We start from the raw sequence: 19,678 nt of genomic DNA, 5'->3' as shown, positions 1-19,678 counted from the left end.
TCACGCGGGACAAACCATGCGGTAGCCGAGGCCCCTGACTGTTTCGATCATCCCGGGGGGAAGCTTCTTGCGCAGACGGCCGATGAAGACTTCGATGGTATTCGAATCGCGATCGAAATCCTGGGCGTAGATGTGCTCGGTGAGATCGCTGCGCGACACGATCTCACCCTGGTGGTGCATCAGGTAGTCCAGCACGCGCAGCTCGTGGCTGGTCAGGTTCACCGCGTCGCCATTCACACTGACGCGCCCGGCGCGCGTGTCGAGCAATACCGGACCGCACGCGAGCTCGGCGCTGGCGTGGCCGCCGGCGCGTCGGATCAGCGCCCGCAGGCGCGCGAGAAGCTCTTCCATGTGGAACGGCTTGGTGAGGTAATCATCGGCCCCGGCATCGATCCCGGCGACTTTTTCATGCCAGTTGTCGCGTGCGGTGAGGATCAGCACCGGCATCGTGCGTCCTGCGGCGCGCCATTTCTTCAGCACCGTGATCCCGTCCATCAGCGGCAGGCCAAGATCGAGTACCACTGCGTCGAGCGGTTCGACGCCGCCGATGAAGTGCGCGTCCCGCCCGTTGTCGGCATGGTCGACCGCATAGCCGGCAGCGGCGAGCGCTTCGACGAGCTGCGCGGCGAGCGTCGGTTCGTCTTCGACGACCAGGATATGCATCAGCGCCTCCCTCCTGCTCCCGGTGCACGTTCGCGATCACGCAGGACGACCCCGTCGTGCGCGTCGATCTCCAGTTTGACGAGCGCGCCGCCCGCCTTCAGCACCTTGATTTCGTATATCCAGCGACCGTCTTCCTGCTCGAGCTCGACTTCGATGACCTGCCCCGGGTGATCGCGCTCGACGTTGTCGAGTATCCGTTGCAACGGCATCACCTCGCCCCGCTCGACGGCGCGGCGGGCACGATCGTGGTCGTGCTCGTCACCGGCGAGAACGACAGACGGTACCAAGGCAACGACGGACGACACGATGACGGCAATGAGGGAAACGAAGCGCACGAGTGACTCCCGGTTGTGGCGATCTGCTGCGAGTGTTCCGGCAGCCCCGTTTTTAGCAGCCTCGCCATGAACGCAACGTGAACGGCCGCTTCAGCTCCGGTTCAGGTACGCCCCTCCACACTGCAGTCACGGTTCGCAATGGCCGTTAGCAGCCGTCCCGCCCGGAACCGCAGTGCCGCCACGACAAGGATGAAAACATGACCCCCACACGCTATGCAATCGGTTTCCTTTGCGCCTTCGGCTTGGCGTCGACCGCAATCGGCGGCCCGCGGGAAACCCTGGTCGATCGCTATGCCGCGGCGGCAAAGGCCGCCGATCCGGGTTTCTCCGGTTTTTCGGCCGCCCGCGGCGAAACCCTGCACCGCACGCAACACAACACGGGCAAGGCCGACACCCCGGCCTGCACGTCCTGCCACGGAAACGACGCGCGCAGCGCCGGCCACACCCGCACGCGCAAGCCGATCGAGCCGATGGCACTGTCGGTTTCGCCGGCGCGCTACAAGGACGCCGCGAAAGTCGAAAAGTGGTTCAAACGCAATTGCGACGAAGTGCTGGGCCGCGAATGCACCCCGCTCGAAAAGGGGGACTGGCTCGCCTACATGACGAACCAGTGATCGTCCTTGCGTGCCCTTCCGAACCGTTTTGCCTCCACAGAAAGGAGAATCGCATGAACATACCCGCACGTTCGGTCGTCGCCGGCCTGCTCGTCATCGGCCTGACCGCCGCGGTGCTGAGCAAGGCCCGCGCCGGCGGCGACGATTATTTCCCGCCCGTCACCGACAAGCTCACTATCGACGAATGCGGCAGCTGTCACATGGCGTTTCCGCCGGCGATGCTGCCGGCCGCCTCCTGGCGACGCATGATGGTCGAGCTCGAAGATCATTTCGGCGACAACGCCAGCCTCGACCCCCAGACCGCCGCTCATGTCACGCGCTATCTCGTCGACAACGCCGCCGACGCCGGTGGGCGCCGCCACGGCCGCAAGCTGATGAAAGGCGTGCCGGCCGGGGCTTCTCCGCAGCGCATCACCGAACTGCCGAAATGGGTCCGCGAGCATGACGAGGTGTCCCGCAGCGAGTGGCAGCACAAGGACGTCGGCTCGAAGGCCAACTGTCCGGCATGCCACGTGGACGCCAACGACGGTTATTTCGAGGACGACTGACCAATGCCAGGACGCTGAACGCAGCATGAACACGCGCTTCAGGCTTCGTTCAGCACCGCCCTCGCACAATGGTTTCACGGTCACAACCCGACCGGCAACCAAGAGACACAAGGAGATCGAATCATGCGCACTTCACACCTCGTCACCGCCATCGCCATCAGCGCCGGCCTGCTCGCCACGGGCCTCACGGTCGCCCCGGTGTTCGCCCAGAATGTCGCGACCGACAGCGCCGCCGAACGGGGCAATTGGCTGTCGATTCCGCAGATCCACGACAAGATCGTCGCCGCCGGTTACCGCGACATCAGCGAGATCGAACGCGAGGACAACGCATATGAAGTCAAGGCCATCGACCGCGACGGACGCAAGGTCAAGCTCGTCGTCGATCCGACGAACGGCGACCTCGTCCGCACCGATCGCAAGGGGCGCGACGGGCGCCGTGGCGACGACTCCGGGGCCCGCCCGACGAGCGACTCCGATCGCGACATCGAGCGCGGCATCCGTGGCGACGACAGCCGCGGGGCGGAGCGTGGCGCCGAACGGAACTCCGAGCTCGACCCCGGCACCCGGCTGACCCGCCGCGGCCTGGGTGTGTGAGCGAACGGCCCGGCTTGGCCAATGCCGCTGCCGGGCCATTTTCCGACCCCCGTCACACGGACACGACCATGAAGACCCTACTCGCCAGCTTCCTCGCGCTCGTGACCTTCGCCTGGGCCATCACTTTGTCATCAAACCCCGCTGAGGGCGCGTCCCTGCCCTGGGCGGTGCGGCAGGAGGCGCTGTACCTCACCGGGCTGTGGGCGTTCTCGCTGATGTCGCTGGCGATCGTGCTGGCGACGCGGCCGGCGTGGCTCGAGCGGCCGCTGGGCGGCATGGACCGGATCTACCGCGTACACAAGTGGGCCGGCATCCTCGCGATCGGCTTCGCCGCGCTGCACTGGCTCGTCGAGATGTCCGACGACGTCATCAAGTCCTTTGTCGGCCGCGCAGGCCGGCTGCCGAAAGAACACGAAGGCGGCTTTCTCGAAGTCATGCGCGACGTCGCCGAGGACCTCGGCGAATGGGCGATCTACGCGCTGATCGCGATGCTCGTGCTGACACTGTGGAAGCGCCTGCCATACCGGCCGTGGCGCCACCTCCACCACGCGATGCCGGTGCTGTACGGCATGCTCGCGATCCACGCCGCGTTCCTCGCGCCCCTCGACTACTGGACGAGCGCCATCGGCGCACTGCTCACCCTGTTCATCGTCGCCGGCACCGTTTCGGGCCTGCGCTCGTTGTCCGGACGCATCGGTCGCGCGCGACAGGTCGGCGGCCGCATCGAGGCCGTGCGCGAACAGGCGTCCGGCCTGACGGAGGTCGTCTGTCGTCTTGAGGACGGCTGGCGCGGCCATCGGCCGGGGCAATTCGCGTTCGTCACGTTCGATCGCATCGAAGGCGCCCACCCCTTCACGATCGCCTGCGCCGACCGCGGTGACCGGCGCATCACGTTCCAGATCAAGGGACTCGGCGACTATACGCACGGGCTCGCGGCGCGGCTCGGCGCCGGCCAGCCGGTAAAGATCGAAGGTCCGTACGGCCGCTTCGACTATCGTCGCGGCACGCGGAAGTCCGAGCAGATCTGGATCGCCGGCGGCATCGGCGTCACACCTTTCCTCGCGTGGCTCGAGTCGCTGCAGGAAGCGCCGGCCGAAGCCCCAGTCGCGGACTTCTACTACTGCACGCGCCAGCGCGACGACGACCCGTTCGTTGCGCGCCTCGAATCGCTGTGCGCTGCGCTGCCGACGATCCGCCTGCATGTCGTCAGCACCGACCGCGACCGGCCGCTGACCGCCGAAGCACTGCATGCCCGCCACGCCGGCAAGCGTCAGCCGGAAATCTGGTTCTGCGGACCGCGCGCTTTTGCCGAGGCGCTGCGCGGCGGACTGCGCAAACTGGGCATGGGGCGGGTGCGGTTTCACCAGGAGGCGTTCGAAATGCGCTGAAGCCGGGCGCAATCGCGAGGATCGACAAAAACAATCGGCCTCGCGCTTGCGCAATTTCCGGCGCCTGTTTTATAGTCCGGAGCATGACTTTCGAACGCGACCCCTCCCTCCTGTCGCTTCGCCTTCTGCCGGCGGGCCTGCTGCTCGGCCCGCTGCTGCGCCCCGCGCGCTAAATACATTCCCCCTCCCTTCGTGTTGTTTGCCTGCTGCCGGCGTGAAAGCGCCGGCACTTGTCATATCCGTTTTCGCTATCCAATTTTCCCAGGAGCCGACGATGAAAGACCACTTGATCGTATTCGATACCACCTTGCGTGACGGCGAACAAAGCCCCGGCGCGTCGATGACCCGCGACGAGAAGCTGCGCATCGCCCGGCAGCTGGAGCGGATGCGCGTCGACGTCATCGAAGCCGGCTTTCCAGCAGCCTCGAACGGCGACTTCGAGTCGGTGCGCGCGATTGCGGAAGCGATCAGGGAATCAACGGTCTGCGGCCTCGCGCGCGCGAACGAAGCCGACATCCGCCGCGCCGGCGAGGCGATCGCTCCCGCCGCGCGCGGACGCATCCACACCTTCATCGCGACCAGCCCGATCCACATGGAAATGAAGCTGCGCATGACGCCCGACCAGGTCGTCGAGCAGGCGGTGCGTGCGATTGGCTGGGCGAAGGAATACACCGACGACATCGAATTCTCGGCCGAGGATGCCGGCCGCTCGGAGATCGACTTCCTCTGTCGCATCTTCGAGGCCGTCATCAAGGCCGGCGCGAAGACGATCAACGTGCCCGACACCGTCGGCTACAACGTCCCCGAGCAATATGCGCACACCATCCGCACGCTGATCGAGCGCGTGCCGGACTCCGACAAGGTCGTGTGGTCGGTGCATTGCCACAACGACCTCGGTCTTGCCGTCGCGAACTCGCTCGCTGCGGTCATGGCCGGTGCACGGCAGGTCGAATGCACGCTCAACGGCCTCGGCGAACGGGCCGGCAACGCCGCGCTCGAGGAACTGGTGATGGCGGTGCGCACGCGCCAGGACGTGTTCCCGTGCGACACGCGCATCGACGCCACGCAGATCGTGCCAGCGTCGAAGCTGGTGTCCGGCGTCACCGGCTTTCCGGTCCAGCCGAACAAGGCGATCGTCGGCGCGAACGCCTTCGCCCATGAATCCGGCATTCACCAGGATGGCGTGCTCAAGCACCGCGAAACCTACGAGATCATGCGCGCCGAGGACGTCGGCTGGGGCGCGAACAAGCTCGTGCTCGGCAAGCATTCCGGCCGCAACGCGTTCCGCAGTCGCTTGCAGGAAATCGGCATCGTCGTGGCGTCCGAGGAACACCTGAACCATGCGTTCGCGCGCTTCAAGGAACTCGCCGACAAGAAGCACGAGATCTTCGACGAGGATATCCAGGCGCTGATGAGCGACGAGGTCGTCACCCCCGACCAGGAGCACTACCGCCTCGTTGCCTCGCGCTTCCATTCCGAGACCGGCGAGACGCCGCGGGCCGACCTCACGCTGTCCGTGGACGGGCAGGAGACGCGAACTTCAGCCGAAGGATCCGGCCCTGTCGATGCCGCGTTCAAGGCGATCGAGGCGATCGCCGGCAGCGGCACCGAGTTGCTGCTGTATTCGGTCAATGCGATTACCACCGGCACCGACGCGCAGGGCGAAGTCACCGTTCGCCTGGCCAGGGAAGGCAAGGTCGTCAACGGCCAGGGGGCCGATACGGACATCATCGTCGCGTCGGCGAAGGCCTATCTCAACGCACTGAACAAGCTGCACAGCAAGCTCGAGCGGCTGAACCCGCAGCTGTGAACCACCGTGGCCGCCAGCGATGACGCCGGCGGCCGCAGTCAGCCGTTCGGCCGCCGCTGGCGCGACGGCGCCGAGAGCCGTGCATACAGCACGGCGCTGGCGAACAGCAGCATCGCGAGGACCGCCTCGGCGATCGCGAGCATTCCCGCGAGGCCGGGATCGGTCGCGCGCACGACCCCTTCGACGAGGTACAGCAGCACCAGCATCGACAGCCACTGGTAAGTGTAGCGCCGCCCTTTCAACACGCCGAACAGCGCCGGCATCAACGGCAACACCTTCAGCATCATCCACGAACCGCCCGGCCGCAACGGCGCGAGCCAGATTTCCCACAGCAGGCACAGCGCGATCAATGCGACGAGCAGGATGCTCGATGCGAGGTTCAATGCGCGCGGCGTCATCACTCCTCCGCGAGTTTCAGCGCGCTCGACGCGAGGCGCCGCCCGAGCGCCGTGGCCAGGTGGATCTCGTCGGCGCTCAGTTCGGGATTGCCATCCGCGCCCGACACATGGCTCGCGCCATAGGGCGTGCCGCCGCTTCGATACAGGACGAGGATTTCTTTCATGTGGACAGCCGCAGCTAGAATAATGGAATTATACGCGCCAGCCTCCCGCCGCCCCGGAACCCACTCGATGATGCCGCTGACCGCCGCCCGGGAGTTCATGCGCCTCTTGGCAGGACGTTTCGTCGCCACCCGCTGCCCGCAAGTCGCAGGCAGCCTCGCATTCACGACGCTGCTGGCGATCGTTCCGCTGCTCACGGTGATCCTCGCGCTGTTCAGCAACTTTCCCGCGTTCTCGCGGCTCGGCGCGTCACTGCGCACTTTCCTGCTCGAAAACCTCCTGCCGGACCGTGCCGGACAGATCATCGCGACCTACGCGTTCCAGTTCTCGCAGCAAGCGGCCGGGCTCACGCTGATCGGCACCGTGCTGCTGGTGCTGACCGCGCTGATGTTGCTCATGACGATCGACCACGTGTTCAATCACATCTGGGGGGTGCGTCGTCCGCGCCCGCTCCTCACGCGCCTCATGGTCCACTGGTTTGCACTGACTCTCGGTCCGCTTGCGCTCGGCGGCAGCGTGCTCGCGACCGGCCATCTGGTCGCGACATCGATCGCGCTGGCCGGCGAAGGGTCGTGGGTCGGCGAAACGTTTGCCCGCCTCGTGTCGACCGTCCTGCTCGGTTCGCTGTTCAGCTTTCTCTACTACGCCGTCCCGAACCATCCGGTGCGGATGCTGCACGCGCTGGCCGGCGGCGTCGCGGCAGCGGTCGTGTTTGTGCTGATGCAGCGGCTGTTCGGGCTCTTCATCGTCCGCATGCCGACTTATACGCTGATCTACGGCACTTTCGCGGCGCTGCCGATCTTTCTCGTCTGGCTCTATCTGTCGTGGGTCGTGATCCTGCTCGGCGCCGCACTGTCGGCGACCCTGCCGGGCTTTTTCGAACGCGCGCGTATCCTGCGCGCTTTTCCCGGCGATCGCGCCTGGGCCGCCGTGACGATGCTCATCGCGCTGGCCGAAGCCCAGCACGCCGGCACCACCCTTCCATTCGCGACGCTGCAAGCCGGGGCGCGCATCAGCAGCAACGAAGGCGAGGCCCTGCTGGGCGAGATGCGCGACGCCGGCTGGGTCGCGCACACCGAAGAGGGGAACTGGCTGCTGAGCCGGCAAGCCGCGGAGATCGGCCTGGCGGCCGTCGTGAACCGCTTCGCGCTGTCGCCCGCCGCCTGGCGCGACGCTTCGGACGGCGATGAGGCATCGCGACGCATCGCCGAGCGGCTCGCCACGGCCCTGCATTCGGCCGATCTGCCGCTGTCCGCCCTGACTTCCGCCGGGAGCCGGGTTCAGACGGGGTAGAGATCGATTTCGTACTGGAAGATTTCCACACTCGTCGTCTGCATGTCCAGACCGAGGACCCGCGCCTGCGCGACATAGAGGTGATCACTCTCGTGCACGAGGCTGAACTCGCGCGACGTGCAGGTGCCGGCCGGGGCGACGAGCGCCGGATGGCGGCGCAAGGCGGGCACCGGCGCCAACCGCAGCGCTGGAGCCATCGCATGCGTGTCGCCGCCGCCAAAACCCACCGAGACGGCGCTCCACCCGGACGCGATGACCTGCAATCCGAGCTCGACCCGATCCGGGCTGTCGCTGCGAATCCAGCGCACCAGGCACAGCGTCCAGGACTCGGCGACATCCCGGCGCAGTGCCAGCAGCATCCCCGCCGCCACGCCGCCCGTCACTCCCGACACCGCGATGATCGCATACCCGCCCGAACTCTCGTTGACCACGATCCATTCGGCAATACTCTCCGGATCTGCAGCACCGCGACTCACGTCCCAGATCGCCTGCAACCCGACACATACCTGCACGGGATACCGACCGGAGCGCCGCGCCTGGGTGCGGCTCGGGGGAGACGTCCAGCGCTCGCGCATCCTCCCGAGCAGCGACAACGCCTCGTCCGGGGTCAGTCCGACCGGCAGTCCCGGCCCCTCAACTCCGAACGCCTCGCTGTCCGGCGCAAACCCCACCGACTCCTCGGGAGAGATGCCCGCCTTGAGCCATTCGAGCTTTGGCAAGAGCGCGCGGGCGACGCCGTAAGCGGAGAAATACAGCAATTTGTCCGACAGGGGCGGCTCGCCGCGCACCATCGCCACCGGCGGGGCGCCCGCCGCCTGGTCGAGCCAGAATGCGGCCGAGGCCGGCAGGAGTGGCGCGCGTGAAAACTCCGCCGCGACCGCTGCCTGCCCGAGGAAATCGTGCGCCCACACGAGTTCCCGAGCGGTCAGGGTTTCCGGCTGCAGCGCGGCCAGCGCCAGCAGGCGCTTGAATTGCAGCGCCACGTCCGCCGCAGCCGTACCGGGAAGCGCATCCCCGTCGCCGTCAGCATGGCCGCCGGCGACAACGAGTTCGCAAGCGAGGCGCCACAACTCCCCGGGAGCCGGTCTGCCGCACATCATCGCGACCAGGGAGGCTTCCTCCACGAGTCGCAACGCCCGTGCGCAGTAGACCTCCGGATCGCTGCATGTCCGTAGCCCGCCCTCGCGCACCGCCGCCATCACCCGCTGCAGACTCGCGGCGATCTCAAGCAGCGATCCGGCCAGGTCGGTTGCCGCGACGTACTGCCTGCGCGGCACCGGCAGCGCCGCAGCGAGAAGCCGGGACTTGAAACGTTCGCAGACATCGAGCACCCGCGCTTCGAACTGTTCGACGCACTGGAGGAATTGCGCGTTGCCGACCGACAGCGCCGAAAGCGCGGTGAAATGCCCGCGCAGTCTTTCCAGGTCCACGACCGGGTCGTCGGCAGGCTCCGCGTCGAGCCACGCAAGGGCCGCGGCGATGCAAGCCGGAACAGGCTCGGGGAAAGTCATGCGGATCAGGTTCCGTCGAAAAGGTCCAGCATTCTATTCAAGAATCACGGTGCTGCGCGCCGTGCACCGCCTCCCCCGCCCGGAACATCGACCGCGCGTGAATTGCGTCACGATGAAGGCAGCGCTTGTCCCCGTCGGGCATATGCCCTACAATCATCGGCTTTTCGCACCTACTGATCAGGACACCCAAATGGTCGTCATTCGCCTTGCCCGTGGTGGCGCCAAAAAGCGCCCCTTCTACAACATCGTCGCCGCCGATTCGCGCAACCGTCGCGACGGGCGCTTCATCGAGCGCGTTGGTTTCTACAATCCGATGGCCGCCGAGTCCGAAAAGGGCTTGGTCGTCAACGCCGAGCGCCTGGAATACTGGAAGCAGCACGGCGCCCAGCTGTCGCCGACGGTGCTCCGTCTGGCCAAGCAAGCAGCGAAAGCCGCTGCCTGATCGTTCCGGCGGTTTGCCGACATGATCGTACTGGGGCGCATTGTCGCCCCTTTTGGCGTCAAGGGTTGGGTCAGGGTTCATCCTTTCGGGGATGATCCGCTGTCCTGGAGCGAGATGTCGCAGTGGTGGCTCGCGGATGACGCCGACGCCCCGGAATCGGCGTGGCAACCGGTCAAGCTCGCGGGCTTCAAGGAGCACGGCGCCAGCCTGGTCGCGGCTTTCGTCGGCCACGACGATCGCAATACGGCCGAAGCGCTTCAGGGCCGCTTCATCGGGGCGCCGCGCGAAGCGCTCCCCAAACCCGACGCGGACGAATACTACTGGGGCGACCTCATCGGACTGGCGGTGGTCAACCAGGCCGGCGAAGCACTCGGCACGGTCGAAGCCTTGATGTCGACAGGCGCCCACGACGTACTGCAGGTGCGCGACGGCGACGAGGAACGGCTGATTCCGTTCGTCGCCGCCTACGTGCTCGACGTGGATCTCGCAGCCCGGACGATCCGTGTCGATTGGCAAAAGGACTGGTGACGGCAGCGTGAACACCCCGGCCGCCGCAAGGCGCTTCGATGTGATCACGTTGTTTCCGGAGATGTTCGCGGCGCTGACGGCGAGCGGCATCACGCGGCGGGCGCTGGAACGCGGCCTCTACGAGATCGCCTTCCACAGCCCGCGGGATTTCGTCGCCGACCCGCACCGGACCGTGGATGACCGCCCGTATGGCGGCGGACCGGGGATGGTGATGCTGGCCGAACCGCTCGAGAAAGCGATCGGCAGGGCAAAAGCGGCGCAGGAGCAGGCGCTCGGCGCCGCGGGACGCGTGATCTACCTGTCGCCGCAAGGCCGGCCGCTGGATCACGCCAAGGTCGTGGAACTGACGGCCCTGCCGGCGCTGACGCTGCTGTGCGGACGGTACGAAGGGGTCGATCAACGGCTGATCGATCGCTGCGTCGACGAAGAACTGTCGCTCGGGGATTTCGTCCTTTCGGGCGGCGAACTGCCGGCGATGGTGCTGCTCGACGCGATCGTACGCCAGCTGCCCGGGGCGCTGAACGATGCGGAATCGGCGCAGGAGGACTCGTTTGTGGACGGCTTGCTCGACTGCCCCCACTATACGAGACCCGAGATTTACGAAGGGGAGCGCGTTCCGCAGGTACTGCTCTCCGGCAATCATGCCGCGATCCGTCGCTGGCGGCTCAAGCAGGCGCTGGGCACGACCTGGCGACGGCGGCACGACCTGCTGCAGGGGCGCACGCTGAGCAAGGAAGAATTGTCGCTGCTTGAAGAATTCAGGCACGAACAAGAAGGGGTCGAAGGCGGCAGCGCCTGAAGACCCGAATACAAACCGCATGCATCAGGCGTCCGGCCTGCTCTGCACGCAAGGCCAAGTGCCATTGGAACGACAGGAGTCGCAAATGAACCTGATTCAGCAGCTCGAACAGGAAGAAATCGCCCGCCTCACACAGAACAAGACCATCCCCGCGTTCGCTCCCGGGGACACCGTGATCGTTCAGGTGAAAGTCAAGGAAGGCACGCGCGAACGTCTGCAGGCTTATGAAGGCGTCGTGATCGCGAAGCGCAATCGCGGCCTGAACTCCAATTTCATCGTCCGCAAGATTTCCTCGGGCGAAGGCGTGGAACGCACGTTCCAGACGTACTCGCCGCTGGTCGAGCGCATCGAGGTGAAGCGCCGCGGCGACGTGCGCCGTGCGAAGCTATACTACCTGCGCGAGCGCTCGGGCAAGTCGGCGCGGATCAAGGAAAAGCTGAACTACAAGGCGCCGGCCGCGAAGAAAGCTTGAGCGGACGTCGATCGGCAGCTGGAAACGGGCCTTGCGAGGCCCGTTTTTTTGTCCACCTCACACAGTCCACCTCACCGCTCGATTTCGCTTACAGCAAGGGCTTCCGCCACAGCCCCGCGTTGCGTCAGCGCCGTTCGACCCAGAACAGCATCCCTGCTGCGGCAGCAAGGAACAGCGCGCTCGGCGTCAGTGCCGCCAGCGCGGGTTGCCAGCTGTTGATCACGCCGAGGCTCGAAAAGAGGCCATTCAGCAGGTGGAAGCCGATACCGAGCATGACGCCGAGAAACACTTTCATGCTGACTCCCCCCATGCGGTCGTGGGTGAAGGAAAACGGCAGCGCCAGCGCCATCATGACGAGCGCCGCGAACGGATAGACGAGCTTCTTCCACAGCGCGATCTCATAACGGTCGGCGTTCTGGCGATTCTCGCGCAGGTGGCTGATGTACGCGAAGAGCGTCGTCACCGACATGCGTTCCGGAACGACCATCAGGACGCTCAGGACTTGTGGCGTCAGGTCCGACCGCCACGTGAGCTCCGTCAGATCGACGACGTCGGTGTGGTCACCGAGGAATCTCGTCTGCCGCACCCCTTCGAGCCGCCACCCCTGCTGGGCGGCGTCGTAACGCCCGGTCGCCGCCTCGCTGATCGACAGCAGCGCGTGTTGCGCATCGAAATCGTAGATCCGCACCTTTTCCATGCTGCGATCGGGCAGCACTGTGCGCACATTGACGACGCGCGGACCGTCCTTGACCCACAGGCCCGAGCGCAACTGGTTCGACACTGCCGAATGGGTCGCCGTCAGCCGCCACTGCTGCGCCGCCTGCTCGGCAGGCGGTGCGACGTATTCGCCGATGACGAACGTCAGCACGACGAAGATCACGCCGATCCCCCCAAGGGCGCGCAGCATCGCCGGCGTCGACAGCCCGGAGACTCGCATGACGGTGATTTCGGAGTGGCGCGCGAGCGTCGTCAGCGCGTACAGCGTGCCGATCAGCACCGCCACCGGCAGCAGCTCGTACACCCGGCCCGGTATGAGCATCACGACGAAAATCAGCGCGTGGTGCAGTTCGTAGCCGTCCTTGCCGACCACATCGAGCTCGTTGATGAAGTCGAAGAATACGAACAGGCCGAGGAAGGCCAGCAGCACCATCGCCGTCGCGCCGAGGATTTCCCGCGCGAGATACCGGGTCAGCACGCGGTTCATGCGCGGGCTCGCCAGAACGGGGAAATCGCCAGCCGCCGATAGAACATCAGCGCGAGAACCGCGAGGACGACGACGTGCGGCAGCCATACCGCCAGTTCGAACCGCAGCCGGCCCTGCGACACCCAGGCCTGGAACACGCTGATCGCATTGCTGTAGACCAGATACGTCAGGATCGCGAACAGCAGGTTGTTCGCGCGCCCCGCACGAGGATTGACAAACGACAACGGGATTGCCATCAAGGCCAGCAGCAGCGCGGCGACCGGCATGCCGATACGGCCGAGCAGTTCGCCGAGCTTGCGGGGCGTGGGGTCGGCCAGCAGTTCCAGCGTCGGGGTCGTGCTGGCGCGCGACGCCGGGCCCGCCGCCTCGCGTTCCTCGACGAGGACGCTGTAGCGGTCGAATTCGAGCACGCGGTATTCAGGCGAACCGGGCTCGCCCTCGTAGCGCCGGCCCTTCTCGAGGACGACGAAGCGATCGCCGTTCGGGTCCGTGCGCAACGACCCTTCGGCCGACACGATGACGTCGAGCCGTCCGTCCTTCTCGGTGCTGACGAAGACGTTGCGAACCTTGCCATCCTCGCCCGCCCCCATCTCGACGAAGAACACCCGCTGCGCGCCGACCGATTCCCGGAACACCCCGGGCGCAACGCGCGATGCGTCGTTGCGCGAATCGATTCGCGCCTGGTATTGCGCGCTCTTCAGCTGCGCCCACGGCGCGACGAACAACGTCATCGCCGCGATCGTGAACACGATCGGCAACGCAAAGCGCAGCACGGGACGAATGAACGCGGTCAGCGGCAGCCCGGAGGCGAACCAGACGACCATCTCGGAATCGCGGTACGAGCGCGACAGCGACAGTAGCACCGCGATGAAAACCGTCAGCGACAGCACGATCGGCAGCCGGGTCAGCGAACCGAAGCCGATCAGCGCGAGCACCGCATCGGACGGCAGGCGCCCGCCGGCAGCCTGGCCGAGCAGGCGAATCAGCACCACGGTGATCAGAATGGCGAACAGCGCCACGAACACCCCGGCGGCCGACTGGAAGAACTCACGCTGAAGAGCGCGGCTGAAAATCATCGCGCGAAGGATTCGATATGCGTTGGGGAAAGTGACTTTTGACGCATTCGCCGGGGACGGGCCATAATCGGCGGCAATCGGAACGTCGCGTCTATCAAAGGAGCTGTGCGTGGAATTTACCATAAAGACCGGGACGCCGGAAAAACTGAAAACCGGCAGCGTGGTGGTCGGCGTCTTTGCCGACGGACAGCTCGGCGGCGCGGCAGCCGCCCTCGACAAGGCCTCGAAGGGAAAATTCGCGGCGATCCTCGGCCGTGGCGATCTCGAGGACAAGGCGGGCTCGCTGCTCGCGATCCACGACCTGCCGGGCAGCGCCTGCGAACGCGTACTGGCCGTGGGCCTCGGCAAGCGGGACGAGTTCGGCGACAAGGCGTGGCGCGACGCGCTCGCCGCCGTCGGCAAGGCTCTCGCGTCGGGTCCGGCGAGCGACGTCGCGGTATGCCTTGCCGACATCCCGGTGCCCGGGCGCGACATCGACTGGGCGCTGCAGCAGCTCGTTCGCGCGATCGCCGATGGCGCGTATCGCTTCGACGCGACGAAGGGCAAGGACAAGGACTCGAAGCGTCGCGGCGCGGGCAAAGTCGTGCTGCTGACGGGCGAGAAGATCACGGCGAGCATGGAGGCGGCGGTCCAACGCGGCCAGGCGATCGCCGAAGGCATGGCGCTGGCGAAGGATCTGGGCAACCTGCCCGGCAATTTCTGCACGCCGAGCTATCTGGCCGACACCGCGGTCGCGCTCGGCAAGCAGTACAAGCTCAAGGTCGAAGTGCTCGACCGCGACGACATGCAAAAGCTCGGCATGGGCTCGCTGCTGTCCGTCGCGCGCGGCTCGCACCAGCCGCCCAAGTTCATCGTCATGCACTACAAGGGCGGCAAATCGAAGGACAAGCCGGTCGTGCTGGTCGGCAAAGGCATCACTTTCGATACCGGCGGCATTTCGCTGAAGCCCGGCGCCGAAATGGACGAGATGAAGTTCGATATGTGCGGCGCGGCGAGCGTGCTGGGTACGTTCAAGGCGATCGCGCGGATGGCCCTGCCGATCAACGTCGTCGGCCTCATCCCGGCAACCGAGAACATGCCGGGCGGCAGCGCGACGAAACCGGGCGACGTCGTCACATCGATGAGCGGGCAGACGATCGAGGTCCTCAACACCGACGCCGAAGGCCGACTGATCCTGTGCGACGCGCTGACTTACGCCGAACGCTTCAAGCCCGCCTGCGTCGTCGACATCGCAACGCTCACCGGCGCCTGCGTCGTCGCGCTCGGCAAGATCCCGAGCGGACTGCTGGCGAACGACGACGCGCTCGCGCGCGAACTGCTCGACTGCGGCACCGTGTCCGGCGACCGCGCGTGGCAGCTGCCGCTGTGGGACGAATACCAGGAGTTGCTGAAGAGCAATTTCGCCGACATGGGCAACATCGGCGGGCGCTTCGCCGGCACGATCACCGCGGCGTGCTTCCTCGCGCGCTTCACGAAGGCATACAAGTGGGCGCATCTCGATATCGCCGGCACCGCGTGGGTGTCGGGCGACGCCAAGGGCGCGACGGGGCGACCGGTGCCGCTGCTCGCCGAGTTCCTGATCGCCCGTAGCCAGGGGGCGCCGGGCTGAACGCGGCGTCGACGTTCATGACGCGGGTGCAGTTCTACCACAACGCCGAGAACCCTCTCGCGCTGGCGTGCGAACTGGCTGCCCGCGCCTACTCGGGCGGGCGCCGCGTTGCGGTGCGGGTGCCGGGCGCGGCCGCGGCGCGCGAGCTCGATCAGCTGCTGTGGAGCTTCGACCCGCTGCTGTTCGTCCCCCACGTGATGGCTGACGCACCCCTGGCGGCGCGGACTCCGGTGGTCATCGGCGACGCCACCCGGGCGACCGCGTGGCCGCACGCCGAGCTGCTGTTCAATCTCGCCGACGATATCCCGCCGGATTTCGAGCGCTTTCGCATGCTCGTCGAGATCGTCGGCCAGGGCGAGGCACAGAAGCTCCCGGCGCGTGCGCGCTGGACGCACTACAAGCAACGCGAACTGCCGCTGCAGGCGTTCGACGCGGTACGGCGGGAGGCGTTATGAGCAGATGGGGCGCGCCGCCGCGCATCGATCCGGACGACGACCTGAAAGCTGCCGACGAGCTCCTCGACAAGGCCAATGCGCTGCTGCGCCGCCACAAGGGCGCGGATCTTCCGGAACCCGATGAATTCGTCGCGCTCGACGACGACGAACTGCCGGTCTTGACCGATATCGTCGACCCGTCCGAACTGGAAGGGCTGGAGCTTGCCGAACCGGTGCCTGCGGCCGCGACGGCCGAGTCCGTCCCGATCGCCGCCAGCGAGCTCGCCGAACAGCTCGTCAGCCTCGACACTGCAATTTCGCGCGAAGTCGAAAACTGGTTCGCCACCGAACTGCCGCAACTGCTGTCGCGCGAACTCGACAAACTCGCCGATCGCCTGCAGGTGGAAGCGCTCGCGCACCTGCGCGCGACCCTGCTCCCGACCTTGTCCGAACACATCTCGCGCAGCCTCGAAACGCCGCCCGCGAAGCGGCGTTGAGCCGCCGCCCGAAGCCCCCGGGCTGCGCCCGGAGCGGGCGTCGTCGATCCGCTATAATCCGCCCTTTGCCTTCAAGCCCCCGAGTACACCATGGAACTGGCCAAAAGTTTTGAGCCCGCGGCGATCGAAGCCCGCTGGTATCCCGAATGGGAAGCGCGCGGTCATTTCGACGCCGGCCTCGACAAGTCGAACCCGAACGCATTCTGCATCCTGCTGCCGCCGCCGAACGTCACCGGCACGCTGCACATGGGCCACGGCTTCAACCAGACGATCATGGATGCGCTGACCCGCTACCACCGCATGCGCGGCTTCAACACGCTGTGGCAGCCGGGCACCGACCACGCCGGCATCGCGACGCAGATCGTCGTCGAACGCCAGCTCGACGCGAAAGGCATCTCGCGCCACGACCTCGGCCGCGAGAAGTTCATCGCGAAAGTGTGGGAGTGGAAGGAATATTCCGGCGGCACGATCACGCGCCAGATGCGCCGCCTCGGCACCTCGCCCGACTGGAAGCGCGAGCGCTTCACGATGGACGAAGGCCTGTCGGACACCGTCACCGAGACCTTCGTGCGCCTTTACAACGAAGGGCTGATCTACCGCGGCAAGCGGCTGGTCAACTGGGATCCGAAGCTCGGCACCGCGGTGTCGGACCTCGAAGTGGTATCGGAAGAGGAAGACGGCTTCCTGTGGCACATCACCTACCCGTTCAGCGACGGGCCGGTCGGCGAGTTGAAGGGCCTGACCGTCGCGACGACCCGGCCCGAGACGATGCTCGGCGACGTCGCGGTGATGGTGCATCCGGAAGACGAACGCTACGCCCACCTGATCGGCAAGACGGTGCGCCTGCCGCTGTGCGAGCGTGACATCCCGATCATCGGCGACGACTACGTCGACCGCGAGTTCGGCACCGGCTGCGTCAAGGTCACGCCCGCGCACGACTTCAACGACTATGCCGTGGGCCTGCGTCACAATCTTCCGATGATCAGCATCCTGCGTTTGGACGCGCATGTCAGCGACGACGCGCCGGAGAAATACCGCGGCATGGACCGTTTCGTCGCGCGCGAAGTCATCGTGCAGGACCTCGAGGCGCAGGGGCTGCTCGCCGGCATCAAGCCGCACAAGCTGATGGTGCCGCGCGGCGACCGCACCAGCGCGGTCATCGAGCCGATGCTGACCGATCAGTGGTTCGTCGCGATGACCAAGCCAGGCACAGATGGCAGGAGCATCACCGCGAAGGCGCTCGAATGCGTCGCTTCGGGCGAAATCCGCTTCTACCCCGAGAACTGGGTCAACACCTACAACCAGTGGCTCAACAACATCCAGGACTGGTGCATCTCGCGCCAGCTGTGGTGGGGCCACCAAATCCCTGCGTGGTACGCGGACGTCGAAGGCGACGCGCGCGTGTGGGTCGCGCACGACGAGGCGGAAGCGAAGGGGCTCGCCGCGCAGGACGGCTACACCGGCCGCCTGCGCCGTGACGAGGACGTCCTCGACACCTGGTATTCGTCAGCGCTGTGGCCGTTCTCGACGCTCGACTGGACGCCCGAGTGGCCGGAAAAGTCGAACGACGCGCTCGACCTCTACCTGCCCTCCAGCGTGCTCGTCACCGGCTTCGACATCATCTTCTTCTGGGTCGCGCGCATGGTGATGATGACGAAGCACATCACCGGCAAGATCCCGTTCCGAGACGTCTATGTGCACGGCCTGATCCGCGACGGCGAAGGGCAGAAGATGTCGAAGTCGAAAGGCAACGTGCTCGACCCGATCGACCTCATCGACGGCATCTCGGCTGACGAACTCGCGAAGAAACGCACCTTCGGGCTGATGAACCCGAAGCAGGCGCAGAGCATCGAGAAGAAGACGCGCAAGGAATTCCCCGAAGGCATCCCCGCGTTCGGCACCGACGCGCTGCGCTTCACCTTCGCGTCGCTCGCGACCCCCGGGCGCGACATCAAGTTCGACCTGTCGCGCTGCGAGGGCTACCGCAATTTCTGCAACAAGCTGTGGAACGCGACGCGCTTCGTGCTGATGAACTGCGAAGGCCAGGATTGCGGCATCAGTGCTGCGGCCGGCAGCGCCGCGTGCAACGCCGCGAACCTCGACTTCTCGTTCGCCGACCGCTGGATCGTGTCGAAGCTTCAGCGCACCGAAGCCGACGTCGCGCAGCACTTCAAGGACTACCGCTTCGACCTCGTCTCGAAGGCGGTGTATGAATTCGTCTGGGACGAGTATTGCGACTGGTACCTCGAACTCGCGAAAGTGCAGATCCAGGGCGGCACCGAAGCCCAGCAGCGCGCGACGCGCCGCACCTTGCTGCGCGTCCTCGAGACGGTGCTGCGCCTCGCGCACCCGCTGATCCCGTTCATCACCGAGGAGCTGTGGCAGACGGTCGCGCCGCTCGCCGGGCGCAAGGACACCGACAGCATCATGCTGGCGCGCTACCCCGAGGCCGATCTGTCGCGGCTCGACGAAGCAAGCGAAGCGAAGATCGCCGAGCTGAAGGCGATCATCGGCACCTGCCGCAACCTGCGCAGCGAGATGAACATTTCGCCGGCCCAGCGCATGCCACTCGTCGCCGCCGGCGACGCGACGACGCTCAAGGGCTATGTGCCGTATCTCGCCGGACTCGCGCGGCTGTCGGAGGTCGCGGTCGTCGACGAAATCGGCACCGACGAACTCGCCCCGGTCGCCGTCGCCGGCAGCTTCAAGCTGATGTTGCGCGTCGAAATCGACCTCGCTGCCGAGCGCGAGCGCATCGCGAAAGAGATCGCCCGCCTCGAAGGCGAAATGACGAAGGCCGAGAGCAAGCTCGGCAACGAGAGCTTCGTCGCACGCGCCCCCGCCGCAGTCGTACGGCAGGAACGCGAGCGGCTCGCCGGGTTCAAAGCCACGCTCGAAAAACTACGTCCGCAACTGGACAAACTCAGCGCGCGCTGAGCCAGGGACGGCACAACGCAAGGGGCCGCCCGCAGTCAATGGGCGGCCCCTTTTTTATCGGCGCCGAGGCGCGGCAATAAAAAAGGGCCGCGGAATCCTACTTGCGCCGCAGGAAAAATTCGAAAGCCTGGCCGGCAGTTTCGCCTTGCTGCAGCAACTCGTTGCCGGTCTGCTTCGCGAAGGCCTGGAAATCCTTCACCGATCCGGGGTCCGTGGCGAGCACGCGCACCACCTGGCCGGGGGTCATTTCCGCGAGCATCTTCTTCGCGCGCAGGATCGGCAGCGGGCAGGTCAGCCCGCGTGCATCGACTTCCTTGTCGAAATCCATCAGTCCATTCCTCGTCGCATTCTCGATCGATCAAGC

Annotated in this window: 21 protein-coding genes and 1 pseudogene; 14 read left to right on the top strand and 8 right to left on the bottom strand. The window is 66.1% G+C overall.

Annotation, left to right across the window (positions count from 1 at the left end):
• Both pbN1_RS16530 and pbN1_RS20835 read right to left on the bottom strand, forming a co-directional pair.
• Nucleotides 1-663: a response regulator transcription factor gene (locus pbN1_RS16530; RefSeq protein WP_169201946.1), complete on the bottom strand. Its 663-nt coding sequence runs from the start codon at nt 661-663 to the stop codon at nt 1-3.
• Nucleotides 663-998: a PepSY domain-containing protein gene (locus pbN1_RS20835; RefSeq protein ID WP_244856988.1), complete on the bottom strand. Its 336-nt coding sequence runs from the start codon at nt 996-998 to the stop codon at nt 663-665. The genes pbN1_RS16530 and pbN1_RS20835 overlap by 1 nt, the downstream gene beginning before the upstream one ends.
• 197 nt (nt 999-1,195) lie before the next feature.
• Here pbN1_RS20835 and pbN1_RS16520 point away from each other — a divergent pair, with 197 nt between their 5' ends.
• The 5 genes from pbN1_RS16520 to pbN1_RS16500 all read left to right on the top strand — a co-directional run bounded on the left by pbN1_RS16520 (nt 1,196) and on the right by pbN1_RS16500 (nt 5,952).
• Complete coding sequence (locus pbN1_RS16520; protein WP_169201947.1) at nt 1,196-1,612, top strand: DUF1924 domain-containing protein; 417 nt, start codon at nt 1,196-1,198, stop codon at nt 1,610-1,612.
• Between the two features lie 53 nt (nt 1,613-1,665).
• Nucleotides 1,666-2,160 (top strand): diheme cytochrome c, encoded by a 495-nt coding sequence (locus pbN1_RS16515; protein ID WP_169201948.1) that lies wholly within the window; start codon nt 1,666-1,668, stop codon nt 2,158-2,160.
• 123 nt (nt 2,161-2,283) lie between these two features.
• Nucleotides 2,284-2,754 carry a PepSY domain-containing protein gene (locus pbN1_RS16510; RefSeq protein WP_169201949.1) on the top strand — a complete coding sequence of 157 codons (471 nt, stop codon included), beginning with the start codon at nt 2,284-2,286 and terminating at the stop codon, nt 2,752-2,754.
• Between the two features lie 68 nt (nt 2,755-2,822).
• On the top strand, nt 2,823-4,142 hold the full coding sequence (locus pbN1_RS16505; RefSeq protein WP_169201950.1) for a ferredoxin reductase family protein: 1,320 nt from the start codon (nt 2,823-2,825) through the stop codon (nt 4,140-4,142).
• 274 nt (nt 4,143-4,416) lie between these two features.
• On the top strand, nt 4,417-5,952 hold the full coding sequence (locus pbN1_RS16500) for a 2-isopropylmalate synthase (protein WP_169201951.1): 1,536 nt from the start codon (nt 4,417-4,419) through the stop codon (nt 5,950-5,952).
• Nucleotides 5,953-5,990: 38 nt separating this feature from the next.
• Here the strand turns inward: pbN1_RS16500 and pbN1_RS16495 are convergent, their stop codons facing one another.
• Together pbN1_RS16495 and pbN1_RS16490 are read right to left on the bottom strand one after the other, a co-directional pair.
• Complete coding sequence (locus pbN1_RS16495; RefSeq protein ID WP_169201952.1) at nt 5,991-6,350, bottom strand: DUF2069 domain-containing protein; 360 nt, start codon at nt 6,348-6,350, stop codon at nt 5,991-5,993.
• Nucleotides 6,350-6,496 (bottom strand): annotated as a pseudogene (locus tag pbN1_RS16490) (NAD(P)H:quinone oxidoreductase); the annotation flags it as partial. The pseudogene pbN1_RS16490 and the gene pbN1_RS16495, both read right to left, overlap by 1 nt.
• Before the next feature lie 85 nt (nt 6,497-6,581).
• On the opposite strand from pbN1_RS16490, the gene pbN1_RS16485 reads away from it, so the two are divergent.
• Entirely contained in the window at nt 6,582-7,805 is a 1,224-nt protein-coding gene (locus pbN1_RS16485; protein ID WP_169201953.1) for a YihY family inner membrane protein, read from the top strand.
• On the opposite strand, the gene pbN1_RS16480 is transcribed toward pbN1_RS16485, so the two are convergent.
• The gene (locus pbN1_RS16480) at nt 7,793-9,316 is read right to left on the bottom strand and encodes a hypothetical protein (RefSeq protein WP_169201954.1); all 1,524 of its coding nucleotides are present in this window, start codon (nt 9,314-9,316) and stop codon (nt 7,793-7,795) included. The genes pbN1_RS16485 and pbN1_RS16480 overlap by 13 nt on opposite strands.
• Nucleotides 9,317-9,506: 190 nt before the next feature.
• On the opposite strand from pbN1_RS16480, the gene rpsP reads away from it, so the two are divergent.
• The 4 genes from rpsP to rplS all read left to right on the top strand — a co-directional run bounded on the left by rpsP (nt 9,507) and on the right by rplS (nt 11,557).
• A complete protein-coding gene (gene rpsP, locus pbN1_RS16475) occupies nt 9,507-9,758 on the top strand; it encodes a 30S ribosomal protein S16 (RefSeq protein ID WP_011239832.1) in 252 nt (83 codons plus the stop codon).
• A 21-nt stretch (nt 9,759-9,779) separates the two neighbouring features.
• A complete protein-coding gene (gene rimM / locus pbN1_RS16470) occupies nt 9,780-10,286 on the top strand; it encodes a ribosome maturation factor RimM (protein ID WP_169201955.1) in 507 nt (168 codons plus the stop codon).
• A 7-nt stretch (nt 10,287-10,293) separates the two neighbouring features.
• Nucleotides 10,294-11,085 carry a tRNA (guanosine(37)-N1)-methyltransferase TrmD gene (gene trmD / locus pbN1_RS16465; RefSeq protein ID WP_169201956.1) on the top strand — a complete coding sequence of 264 codons (792 nt, stop codon included), beginning with the start codon at nt 10,294-10,296 and terminating at the stop codon, nt 11,083-11,085.
• Between the two features lie 85 nt (nt 11,086-11,170).
• The gene (gene rplS, locus pbN1_RS16460; protein ID WP_169201957.1) at nt 11,171-11,557 is read left to right on the top strand and encodes a 50S ribosomal protein L19; all 387 of its coding nucleotides are present in this window, start codon (nt 11,171-11,173) and stop codon (nt 11,555-11,557) included.
• Between the two features lie 124 nt (nt 11,558-11,681).
• On the opposite strand, the gene lptG is transcribed toward rplS, so the two are convergent.
• On the bottom strand, nt 11,682-12,761 hold the full coding sequence (lptG, locus tag pbN1_RS16455) for an LPS export ABC transporter permease LptG (protein ID WP_169201958.1): 1,080 nt from the start codon (nt 12,759-12,761) through the stop codon (nt 11,682-11,684).
• Nucleotides 12,758-13,837, bottom strand: coding sequence for an LPS export ABC transporter permease LptF (gene lptF / locus pbN1_RS16450; protein ID WP_169201959.1), 1,080 nt, complete (start codon nt 13,835-13,837; stop codon nt 12,758-12,760). Before lptF ends, lptG begins: the two co-directional genes overlap by 4 nt.
• A gap of 109 nt (nt 13,838-13,946) precedes the next feature.
• On the opposite strand from lptF, the gene pbN1_RS16445 reads away from it, so the two are divergent.
• The 4 genes from pbN1_RS16445 to pbN1_RS16430 all read left to right on the top strand — a co-directional run bounded on the left by pbN1_RS16445 (nt 13,947) and on the right by pbN1_RS16430 (nt 19,314).
• Nucleotides 13,947-15,446 carry a leucyl aminopeptidase gene (locus pbN1_RS16445; RefSeq protein ID WP_169201960.1) on the top strand — a complete coding sequence of 500 codons (1,500 nt, stop codon included), beginning with the start codon at nt 13,947-13,949 and terminating at the stop codon, nt 15,444-15,446.
• A gap of 17 nt (nt 15,447-15,463) precedes the next feature.
• Nucleotides 15,464-15,901, top strand: a complete 438-nt coding sequence (locus tag pbN1_RS16440) for a DNA polymerase III subunit chi (protein ID WP_169201961.1) — start codon at nt 15,464-15,466, stop codon at nt 15,899-15,901.
• A complete protein-coding gene (locus pbN1_RS16435) occupies nt 15,898-16,377 on the top strand; it encodes a hypothetical protein (protein WP_169201962.1) in 480 nt (159 codons plus the stop codon). The genes pbN1_RS16440 and pbN1_RS16435 overlap by 4 nt, the downstream gene beginning before the upstream one ends.
• A 90-nt stretch (nt 16,378-16,467) precedes the next feature.
• Nucleotides 16,468-19,314, top strand: a complete 2,847-nt coding sequence (locus pbN1_RS16430) for a valine--tRNA ligase (protein WP_169201965.1) — start codon at nt 16,468-16,470, stop codon at nt 19,312-19,314.
• Between the two features lie 97 nt (nt 19,315-19,411).
• Here pbN1_RS16430 and pbN1_RS16425 read toward each other — a convergent pair whose 3' ends face one another.
• Nucleotides 19,412-19,642, bottom strand: coding sequence for a sulfurtransferase TusA family protein (locus pbN1_RS16425; RefSeq protein WP_169201966.1), 231 nt, complete (start codon nt 19,640-19,642; stop codon nt 19,412-19,414).
• Nucleotides 19,643-19,678 lie beyond the last annotated feature (36 nt).

The sequence above is a fragment of the Aromatoleum bremense genome, from assembly GCF_017894365.1.
GTDB classification, from domain to species: Bacteria; Pseudomonadota; Gammaproteobacteria; order Burkholderiales; family Rhodocyclaceae; genus Aromatoleum; species Aromatoleum bremense.
The sequence above is the reverse complement of the archived record's forward strand: the minus strand, read 5'-3'. Positions and strand labels throughout refer to the sequence as shown.